We start from the raw sequence: 10,140 nt of genomic DNA on the forward strand, positions 1-10,140 counted from the left end.
AGCGCGACCGCCACGAACGCCGCCGCGATCATGACCAGGCCGACGACCCACAACCCGGCCCGCTGCGATCCCGTCACGTCGCGCAGCGCACCGGTGACGTACGGCGCGGCGAACCCGCTGATGTTGCCCAGCGAGTTGATCAGCGCGATACCGCCCGCGGCAGCGGCCCCGGACAGGAACGTGCTCGGCAACGCCCAGAACGTCGGAAGCGCCGCGCACACCCCCACCGCGCACACCGTCACCGCGATCATCGCCAGGATCGGGTTGCCCAGGTACAGCGCGATGGGAATGCACACCCCGCCGAGCAGCATCGGCAGCGCCACGTGCCAGACGCGCTCGCGGGTGCGGTCGCCGTGGGCGGCCCAGAACACCATCGCCACCGCGCCGATCACGTACGGCACCGCTGTGACCAGGCCGGACTGCACGGTGGAGAGCTTGGTGCCGTACTGCTGCTCGAAGCCGTCGATGATCGTCGGCAGGAAGAACCCGAGCGCGTAGAGCCCGTAGGAGATCCCGAAGTAGACGAACGCCAGCGCCGGGATCCGCGGGTGCGTCAGCGCCTTGCGCAGCGGCCAGTGGTGCGCCTGCTCCGTTTCGCGCCGCTCGGCCGCCAGCTGTTCGCCGAGCCATTCCCGTTCGCCCGCGGTGAGCCACTTGGCCTGCTCCGGGCGGTCGGTCAGGTAGAACCAGGTCGCCACGGCCAGCAGCATCGCGGGCACGCCTTCGACCAGGAACATAAACCGCCAGCCGGACAACCCGAACACCCCGTGCCCGGCGTCGATCAGCAGGCTGGACACGGTCGCGCCGATGGCGCTGGAGACCGGCACCGCGGTCATGAACAGCGCGACCGCCTTCGCCCGCTGCGCGGCCGGGAACCAGTAGGTCAGGTACAGGATGATGCCGGGGAAGAACCCGGCCTCGGCGATGCCCAGCAGGAACCGCAGCACGATCAGCCCGGTCGCGCTCGGCACGAACGCCATGATCGTGGCCAGCACACCCCAGGTGATCATGATCCGGGCCAGCCAGCGGCGCGCGCCGAACCGGTGCAACGCCAGGTTGCTCGGCACTTCCAGCACCAGGTAGCCGAGGAAGAAGATGCCCGAGGCGAGCCCGAACGCGGTGGCGGTCATGCCGAGTTCGTCGTTCATGCCGTTCGGACCGGCGAACCCGATGTTGACCCGGTCCAGGTAGTTGACGAAGTACAGCAGGCACAGGAAGGGCATCAGCCGGAGCGAGACCTTGCGCAGGACCCGGGTGCCGGCGGCGGCATCGGTGCTGTTCACCGGAACGTCCTATTCCGCACCGGTGACGCGGGTCAAGCCCGCCGCCCGCGAAGAGGTCCCCGGCACAGTGTGCGCGAACGTGCGACCGATACGATTCAGAACATGGCACAACGTCCGATTGCCCTGGTCACAGGCGCGTCCCGTGGAATCGGGGCCGCCGTCGCACGCTCCCTGGCCGAGACCCACGACGTGCTGCTGGGTGGCCGGGACGGCGGGGCGTTGCGGACCCTGGCGAGCCAGGTCGAAGGTGCGAAGCCGTGGCCGGTGGAGCTGACCGATTCCGCGTCGGTGGCCGACGCGGTCTCCGGCATCGATCGGCTGGACGTGCTGGTGCACAGCGCGGGCCTGGTGGAGCTCGGCCCGGTCTCCGATCTGCCGGTGGATTCGTGGCGTCGCACGTTCGAGCTGAACCTGTTCGCGGTCACCGAGCTGACCCGGCTGCTGCTGCCCGCGCTGCGGGCGGCGGAGGGCCACGTCGTGCTGGTCAACTCGGGATCCGGACTGTCCGCGAAGCCAAACTGGGGCTCCTACGCCGCCAGCAAGTTCGCGCTGCGGGCGTTCGCGGACACCCTGCGCGCCGAGGAAGCGGACGTGCGGGTGACCTCGGTCTTCCCGGGCCGGGTGGACACCGACATGCAGCGCGAGGTGCGCGTTTCCGAAGGCGGCGAGTACCAGCCGGAGCACTACCTGCGCCCGGAGTCCGTCGCCGCCCCGGTCGTTTCCGCGGTGCACGCCTCCCGCGACGCGCACCTCACCGAGATCGTCGTCCGCCCGTCCTGAGCACTTCTCGCTCGTAATAGCGAGCAGTCGATACTCACGCCTATTCATCGGCGCTACCGCATGAGCGCATGAAAAAGGGAGGGTGCCAGGGGCGCCCTCCCTTTTCGCTGCGCAGCGGCTACATGACCTGAATCTCGACCCGGCGATCGCTTTCCTGGTTCCCTTGCGCGGCACCTCGTCCGACGGCTTCGAGGCGCTCCGCGGGCACTCCGGCCTCCTTGAACTTGTCGGCGACGGCTTGCGCCCGCTGCTGGGACAATTCCTGGTCCTGCGGCTTCGGTGTGCCGGTGTTGGCGATGAACCCGGCGATGGTGAACCGCAGCTCCTGCGGGGCCGACTTGGCCAGCTCGGCCGCCTTGGTGGCGGTCTGCTTGCCCTGCTCGGTCAGGTTCGCGGTGTCCGGTTCGAAGGTGATCGGGCGCTGCTGCAGCGCCTGATCGATCTGCTGCTGCAGCGCCGCCTTCGCTGCTGCCGGGTCAGGCTTCGGGGGCTGCTGCTGTTGCTGCTGCTCGGGCGCCGGTGCTGCGGGTGGCACCTCGCCCTCTTGGCCCCCTTGGCCCTGCTGCTGTCCGCCGGAGCACCCGGCCACCAGCGCCGCGGCGAAAGCGATTCCGGCGACGGCGTTCGTGGCTTTGATTCGGTCCATGCCAACCTCCGCTGTCGGGAGCTCGCCGGACGTTCCGCCGGCGCGTCGTCCGACCGGTGGCCCCGTGCCACGGACCCGGACCGCCCGGCGAGCGGGGTGTGCTCCATTCCATTCCGAGCGGTCCGGTTGAGCAGGTCGAGCGACCCAGCGCAACGCGAACGTGTGATGTCCGCGATCGAACGTGAACCGATTTCGCCTCCCCGCCTCGACAGAAGTTACTGCTAAGTAATACGCTCGGGTTACCGACGAGTAAGGCCATGTCCGACACAAGCGGGGCCGGCTCGGACCACCAGTGCGCGCAGAGGGAGCCTCGAATGGGCCACTACAAGAGCAACATCCGCGACCTCGAATTCAACTTGTTCGAGGTGTTCAAGGTGCAGGACCGGCTCGGCACCGGCGCCTTCGAGCAGTCCGATGAGGACACCGTCCGCGGTGTGCTCACCGAGCTGAACACGCTGGCCACCGGCCCGCTCGCGGAGTCCTTCGAAGAGGGTGACCGCACCCCGGCCCAGTTCGACCCCAAGACCCACTCGGTGACGCTGCCCGAGGCGTTCAAGAAGTCCTACCAGCAGGTCATGGACGGCGAGTGGTGGCGGCTCGGGCTGCCCGACGAGCTCGGCGGCTACGGCATCCCGCCCACCGTCCAGTGGGCCTCGGCCGAGCTGATGCTCGGCGCCAACCCGGCGATCTTCATGTACATGGCCGGGCCGAACTTCGCGACGATCCTGTGGAACAACGGAACCGAGCAGCAGCGCCGCTGGGCCGAGCTGATGATCGAGCGCGGCTGGGGCGCCACGATGGTGCTGACCGAGCCGGACGCGGGCTCCGACGTGGGCGCCGGTCGCACCAAGGCCGTGCAGCAGGACGACGGCTCGTGGCACCTGGAGGGCGTGAAGCGGTTCATCACCTCCGCCGACCAGGACATGACCGAGAACATCATGCACCTGGTGCTGGCCCGCCCCGAAGGCGAAGGCATCGAGAACAAACCCGGCACCAAGGGCCTGAGCCTGTTCCTGGTGCCGAAGTTCCACTTCGACGACCAGACCGGTGAGTCCGGTGCGCGCAACGGCGCCTACGTCACCAACGTCGAGCACAAGATGGGCCTGAACGCCTCGGCGACCTGCGAGCTGACCTTCGGCCAGCACGACGTCCCGGCCAAGGGCTGGCTGCTCGGCGAGGTGCACGACGGCATCGCCCAGATGTTCCAGGTCATCGAGTACGCGCGGATGATGGTCGGCACCAAGGCCATCGGCACGTTGTCCACCGGCTACCTCAACGCGCTGGAGTACGCCAAGGAGCGGGTGCAAAGCGCCGACCTGACCCGGACCACGGACAAGACCGCCCCGCGGGTCACGATCACCAACCACCCCGACGTGCGCCGGATCCTGATGCTGCAGAAGGCGTACGCGGAGGGGCTGCGCGCGGTGTACCTGTACACCTCGACCTACCAGGACCAGATCGCGCAGGGCAAGGCCACCGGTGCGGACGTCGCGCTGGCCGAGCAGGTCAACGACCTGCTGCTGCCGATCGTCAAGGGCGTGGGCTCGGAGCGGGCCTACGAGATGCTGACGCTGTCGCTGCAGACCCTCGGCGGCTCCGGCTACCTGCAGGACTACCCCATCGAGCAGTACATCCGGGACGCCAAGATCGACAGCCTGTACGAGGGCACCACGGCGATCCAGGCGCAGGACTTCTTCTTCCGCAAGATCGTGAAGAACAACGGCGCGGCGCTCGGGCACATCGCCGAGCAGGTGCAGCAGACGCTGCAGGCCGACGGCGCGGACGACCGGCTGAAGGAAGAGCGGGCGCTGGTCGCGCAGGCGCTGGACGACGCGCAGGCCACCCTCGGCGCGGTGTTCGGGTTCCTGACCTCCGCGCAGGAGGACGTCAACAACGTCTACAAGGTCGGCCAGCACGCCGTGACCGTGCTGATGAGCATGGGCGACCTGCTGATCGGCTGGCTGCTGCTGCGCCAGGCCGAGGTGGCCCAGGCCGCGCTGGACGGCGGCGCCTCCGCCAAGGACCAGCCCTACTACCAGGGCAAGGTCGCGGTGGCGCGGTTCTTCAGCAAGAACGTGCTGCCGGAGCTGGCCTCCCGGCGCAAGATCGTCGAGTCCGCCGACAACGCGATCATGGACCTGGACGAGGCCGCTTTCTGATCGTCCCGGACGAAACGAGGCGGGCGCCCCACATCGGGGCGCCCGCCTTTTTCGTCGGTGCGGGTCAGGGCCGCACGAGCGTCTTGAGCGACTCGCGGTCGGCCATCCTGCGGTAGCCCTCCGGGACGCCGTCCAGGTCGGTGGTGTGGTCGAACACCCGGCCCGGCTGGATCTTGCCGGAGAGCACGTCCGGCATCAGCTCCTCGATGTAGGCGCGGGCGGGGCACACGCCGCCGCCGAGCGCGACGTTGCGCATGAAGATCTCGCGCACGTCGACGCCCTCGCCGTCTTGCGGCACGCCGACGTAGCCGACGCCGCCGCCGTCCCGGGCCAAGCGCAGCGCCATGCTCAGCGAGTCGCCGGTTCCGACGCACTCCAGCACCGCGTGCGCGCCCTGTCCGCCGGTCAGCTCGCGCAGCCGCTCGACGCCCTCGGCGCCGCGTTCCGGGATCACGTCGGTGGCGCCGAACTCGCGGGCCAGATCGGTGCGGTCGGTGTGCCTGCCCATGATGACGATCCGCTCGGCACCGAGCCGGGACGCGGCCAGCACCCCGCTGACACCGACGGCGCCGTCACCGACGACGGCCACCGTGTCGCCCTTGCGCACCCCGGCGGAAACCGCGGCGTGGTGCCCGGTCGGGAACACGTCGGCGAGCGTCAGCAGCGAGGGCAGCAGCGCGTCGTCCGGCTCCACCGGCAGCTTCACCAGCGTGCCGTCCGCGACCGGTACGCGGACCGCCTCGCCCTGCGCCCCGTCGTTGCCGGGCGAGCCCCAGATACCGCCCTGCACGCATGAGGTGTGCAGCGAATCCCGGCAGAACTCGCATTCGCCGTCGGAGTAGGTGAACGGGGAAACGACCAGGTCGCCCCGTTGCAGACCGGTCACCGCCGAGCCGGTCTCCTCGACGACGCCGATGAACTCGTGGCCGATCCGCTGGCCCTGCTCGTCGGCGCCCATGCTCTTGTACGGCCACAGGTCGCTGCCGCACACGCAGGTCAGGCTCACCCGCACGATGGCGTCGGTCGGCTCGAGCAGCGCCGCGTCGGCGACCTGCTCCACGCGCACGTCCCCCGCACCGTGGATCACGGTGGCACGCATTCGGACACCTCCGGAATCGATTCGTCTTCCCCTGGTTCGACGTCCGGAGCGGATGCACGTATTTCGATCCGGGCATGTGGGAAGACCCACCGCAGCGCGAAAAGGCCGGCCCCCTTCCGCGCGGGAAGAGGGCCGGCCAGGTCGGTTCGCGCCGATCAGGGCTTGGGCGGTGATGGCCCGCAGTGGATGATCGGCTGCGGGTTGTACACCGTCTTGCTGGGCTTCTCGGTGGTCACCTTGCCCGTCTTGACGTCTCGCAGGGTGCGGGTGTCGGTGACGGTGAACCCGCCGGTGCCCTTGCTGGTGCTGCACGGCTGGCCCGGCGGGACGACCTTCTCGTGCGGCGGCTTCTCATCCGTGCGCGGACCGGTCTGCGAGGTCACGTCGTACTGCTTGGTGCCCCAGAACTGGATCTTGATCGAGGAGGGCGTCCACTGCGTCGTGATCATGACCCCGCTGTTGAGGGTGTTCTTGAACTTCACGTCGATGACGCTGCTGCCGTCCGGGTTCTGGAACACCGTCGCCTCGCGACCCGGGGGGTAGCGGCTGATGTAGTAGCTGTGCTCCTTGTGCTCCACGTCCTTCACGCCTGCGAAGTAGGAGGCGTTGTAGAGCGTGGTGGCGAACTGCGAGATCCCGCCGCCGACGGCCTTCGCCGGGCGGCCGTCCTCGATGATCCCGGACTCGACGTAACCCTGCGGAACGCCGCGCGGGCCGGTGTGGCCGTTCAGGCTGAACGTCTCGCCCGGTTTGATGACCGCGCCGTTGACCTGCTCGGCGACCCGCCGGATGTTCGCCCCGGAGGCGGGCTCGAACCCGCCGGTCTCGAACTCGCTGATGACCTCGCGGATGCCGAGCCCGTTGGCCTGCTCGGTGGTGAACGGCGGCGGCTGCTGCTGGTAGATCGCCTGGACGCTGCGACCGTCCCGCTTCTTGTAGATGTCCAGCAGCTTCTCGAAGCTCTTGTTCCAGTCCACCCCGCGGCCTTCGACCGACGGGCGGACCACCGGTTTGCCGCCTTCGAGCACGATCTGGGCGTCCTGGCCGGGCTTGATCGTGTCGCGCAGCTGCGGTTCCACCCCGCCGACCACGGCCGGGACGTCCACGCCCGCGCGCAGGCCGCCGTCGCCGTCCGGCTCGAAGCGCAGCGAGGCCGCGATGGTCTCCGGGGAGATCGCGGCGTCGTGCCCCTCACCGCGGACGGTCACCGGACCGGACACCGCCGGCTGCGCGACCTCGCGCAGCGCCTTCTGCACGCCTTCCTTGGTGGTGGTCACCGGCTGCTCGGAGTACGGGATCCGCACCGGGCCGTTGATCGCCCACTTCGACAGCACCACGTCGGTCGCCGACGAGAGGTCGACCGTGCGGCCCGTGACCGGGTCCACCGGCACCGGAGTGGCGCCCTCGAAGCGGATGGTGCCCTCCGCGGGCGCGCGGTCCAGCTGCGGTTTCACCTGCTCCAGGGCCTGGCGGACCTGAGCGCGGTCGGCCGAGCTGGCGGGGGTGATCTCGCGTTCGGTGAACAGCGAGGTGATCCGGGTGATCGGGTTCAGCGGCTGCGAACCGGCGCGTTCGACGGTCTCGCCCCAGTCCATCCGCAGCCCGGCGTCGTCCGGCGAAAGGCTCGCCTGGGTCTCCCCGGTGGTCAGCCGGATCGGTTCGTGCAGGCCGGCTTCCAGCTGGTTCTTGAGCTTGCGCTCGGCGGCGGTCTTGCTCATCCCGCCGATCTGCACGTCGGCGACGGTGGTGCCGCGCGGCACGCTGCCGCTGCTGAAGAACAGATCACCGAGGTAGAGCAGTGCCAGCGCACCGACCGCGATGCCCGCGCCGATGCCCGCGCGCACCAAGCGGCTGCGGTTCTGCGGGCGCGGCTTCGGGCCTTCCGGTGGGTCCGCGGAGAAACCGCCGACGCCGCCGGCGAACGACCAGGTCGGCTGCTCCTGCGGCTGGACCCGCGGGATGGTGTCGGTGCGTTCGGTGTCGTGCTCGGGGAACCGCGCGGTCTGCTGCTGCGAGCTTCCGCCGATGATGCCGATGAAGTCCGTCGGTGAGGCGTAGGTCTGCTCGGTGGCCGCGGCCGGTTCGGTGCCGGGCACCGGAGGGATCGTCGCGGTGCGCTCGGCGTCGGACTCCGGCGGTTGCTCACCGGAGGCGCCGGAAGCCGCGGTCGTCCCGGTGCCGTCGATCCGTTCCGTGCCCTCGGACTGCGCGCCGGACTGCGAGATGGGGCGGGTGCCCTGCTCGGTCAGCTCGCCCGCGAGCTGCCCGTGCTGCGATTCCGCGGTGGTTGATCCGGTCGGCGGAGCCTGGGCGGAGTCGGCGTGATCGGCTTCAGCCGTGCCGGTTTGTCCGGTCCGGCCCGATTGATCCGCTTGGCCGGACTGCTCGGCGGCGAGCCTCCCCGCCGAGATGCGGGTGGTCCGCTCGCCCGCGGACTCCGGCGAGGTCGCTTCCCGGTCGGTGCCGGTCGTGTCGCCGGAGCCGGATTCCTTCTCGGCCGGGCCCGGCCGGTCCGAACCCCGATGCGGGTCGTCGTCCGGCGGGACGTCGTAGTTTTCCGGCACCGCTTCCCCTTCATCGTCTGGTCGTGCGGCGGGATGCACAGCGAACAGGCGTCGGGCCCAGCCCGTCAAGAACGCCGGTCGGCGCACCGGACCGGTCGCGGCCACCGGGACTCCCAGCCACCGGGCCTCCCGGTGACCCCGAAGCAGGGCCGAGGTCAGCGCGCGATCACAGGTACAGGCCGGTGCCCTGCTCGGTCTGCTCGCTGGCCACGGCGTGCAGGTCTCGCTCCCGCATCACCAGGTAGGACTGGCCCTGCACCTCGACCTCGAACTGCTCCTCGGGGTTGAACAGCACCTGGTCGCCGACCTTGACGGCCCGCACGTGGCTGCCCACCCCGAAGACCTCGCCCCAGAGGAGCCGCTTGGCCATCTGGGCGGTCGCCGGAATCACGATGCCGCCGCTGCTGCGACGTTCCCCGGATTCCGCAGAGACCCGCACCATGACCCGGTCATGCAGCATCTGGATCTCAAGCTTGGCATCGGTCACTCGAAAAGTTTACGACCCGGCCCACCGAAGCCTTCCGAGCGGGGAGCCCCTCATGAACCGGCGTCCATCCCGCCCATGATCAATGGCAGCCGGTCCGGGCCGGAGCCGCCGACCCGCACCGGAACTCCCCAGTCCTGCCTGGTCAGGTGGCAGGTGGGGTGCTCCACCCCCGGATCGTCGGTGCAACTGGCGGCCTGCGCGACGACGTGCAGCACGCCGTGCTCGACGTCGTCGGCGAGCACCAGCCGCCGGGTCAGGTCCGTCCCCGTGCCCGCGCCTTCGACCAGCAGCTCCGCCGGTGACGCGGTGATCTCCAGCCGGGTGGACGGGCCGTAGCGCTCGTCGAGCTTGCTGCCCGGCGGCGGGGTGAACACCACCGCCAGCTCCACCGAGCCCGGCGCGACATCGGTCGCGGGACGCGTGACCTGCTGCGACGCGCCTTCGATGAGCCGATCGGAGACGCCGGGCGGCACCGGGCGCTCCAGCTTGTGCGCGGCCGAGGCGACCACCACGAGCTCGCCGTCGACCAGCGTCGCCCCGGAAGGTTCGGCCAGGTGCGTGGCCAACGTGGAGACCTCGTCCGATGCCGGATCGTAACGTCGCACCGCGCCGTTGTAGGTGTCGCAGACCGCGACCGAACCGTCCGGCAGCGCCGCGACGCCCAGCGGGTGCTGGAACAACGCGCCATCGGCGGGACCGTCCGCGTGCCCGAAGTCGAACAGCCCGCGGCCGACCGCGGTGCGCACCGCGAACCCGTCCCCGTCCGGCTCGATCCAGCGCAGCGCCGAGGTCTCCGAGTCGGCCAGCCACAGCCGCTCACCACCGTCGGCGAGCCCGGACGGCTGGGCGAAGAACGCCTCCGGCGCCGCGCCGTCCCGCAGCCCTTCGACGGTGGTGCCCGCCAGCCTGCGCAGCTTCCCGCCGGTCGGGTCGAACAGGCCGAGCGTGTGGTTGCCCGCCATCGCGATCACCACACCGCCTGCGGGCTCCCACCAAGCGACGTCCCACGGGCTGGTGAGGGGGATGTCCAGCGCAGGTCCGCCGTCCTCGCCGTCGCGCCACTGCTGTCCCGTGCCCGCGATGGTGGTCACCGCGCCGTCCGCGAGCCACACCCCGCGCAGC

7 protein-coding genes and 1 pseudogene are annotated in these 10,140 nt (G+C 70.2%); 2 read left to right on the top strand and 6 right to left on the bottom strand.

The features are described from left to right. Positions 1–1,283: MFS transporter (locus IJH84_RS23170; protein ID WP_295148969.1), on the bottom strand; the 1,283-nt coding region annotated here is incomplete at its 3' end. A gap of 102 nt (positions 1,284–1,385) precedes the next feature. Here IJH84_RS23170 and IJH84_RS23175 point away from each other — a divergent pair. Next, on the top strand, positions 1,386–2,063 hold the full coding sequence (locus IJH84_RS23175) for an SDR family oxidoreductase (protein ID WP_200067978.1): 678 nt from the start codon (positions 1,386–1,388) through the stop codon (positions 2,061–2,063). 118 nt (positions 2,064–2,181) lie between these two features. Here the strand turns inward: IJH84_RS23175 and IJH84_RS23180 are convergent, their stop codons facing one another. Next, the gene (locus tag IJH84_RS23180) at positions 2,182–2,709 is read right to left on the bottom strand and encodes an OmpA family protein (protein WP_295148973.1); all 528 of its coding nucleotides are present in this window, start codon (positions 2,707–2,709) and stop codon (positions 2,182–2,184) included. 314 nt (positions 2,710–3,023) lie between these two features. Between IJH84_RS23180 and IJH84_RS23185 the strand changes: the two genes are divergently transcribed. After that, positions 3,024–4,868 (top strand): acyl-CoA dehydrogenase, encoded by a 1,845-nt coding sequence (locus IJH84_RS23185; RefSeq protein WP_295148976.1) that lies wholly within the window; start codon positions 3,024–3,026, stop codon positions 4,866–4,868. A 64-nt stretch (positions 4,869–4,932) separates the two neighbouring features. Here IJH84_RS23185 and IJH84_RS23190 read toward each other — a convergent pair whose 3' ends face one another. The 4 genes and pseudogenes from IJH84_RS23190 to IJH84_RS23205 all read right to left on the bottom strand — a co-directional run. Next, on the bottom strand, positions 4,933–5,967 hold the full coding sequence (locus IJH84_RS23190) for a zinc-dependent alcohol dehydrogenase family protein (RefSeq protein ID WP_200067975.1): 1,035 nt from the start codon (positions 5,965–5,967) through the stop codon (positions 4,933–4,935). Positions 5,968–6,122: 155 nt separating this feature from the next. Next, entirely contained in the window at positions 6,123–8,531 is a 2,409-nt protein-coding gene (locus IJH84_RS23195; protein ID WP_295148980.1) for a VanW family protein, read from the bottom strand. A gap of 166 nt (positions 8,532–8,697) precedes the next feature. Beyond that, the gene (locus tag IJH84_RS23200; RefSeq protein WP_200067974.1) at positions 8,698–9,018 is read right to left on the bottom strand and encodes a co-chaperone GroES; all 321 of its coding nucleotides are present in this window, start codon (positions 9,016–9,018) and stop codon (positions 8,698–8,700) included. 50 nt (positions 9,019–9,068) lie between these two features. After that, positions 9,069–10,140: pseudogene (locus IJH84_RS23205) on the bottom strand (alkyl hydroperoxide reductase); the annotation flags it as partial.

The sequence above is a fragment of the Saccharopolyspora sp. genome, from assembly GCF_017434145.1.
In the GTDB taxonomy this organism is placed as follows: Bacteria; Actinomycetota; Actinomycetes; order Mycobacteriales; family Pseudonocardiaceae; genus Saccharopolyspora_C; species Saccharopolyspora_C galaxeae.

Excerpts from the sequence above, each read along its gene's own strand:
- IJH84_RS23190 (WP_200067975.1), bottom strand. The coding sequence starts at position 5,967 with ATGCGTGCCACCGTGATCCACGGTGCGGGGGACGTGCGCGTGGAGCAG.
- IJH84_RS23180 (WP_295148973.1), bottom strand. The coding sequence starts at position 2,709 with ATGGACCGAATCAAAGCCACGAACGCCGTCGCCGGAATCGCTTTCGCC.
- IJH84_RS23175 (WP_200067978.1), top strand. The coding sequence starts at position 1,386 with ATGGCACAACGTCCGATTGCCCTGGTCACAGGCGCGTCCCGTGGAATC.
- IJH84_RS23185 (WP_295148976.1), top strand. The coding sequence starts at position 3,024 with ATGGGCCACTACAAGAGCAACATCCGCGACCTCGAATTCAACTTGTTC.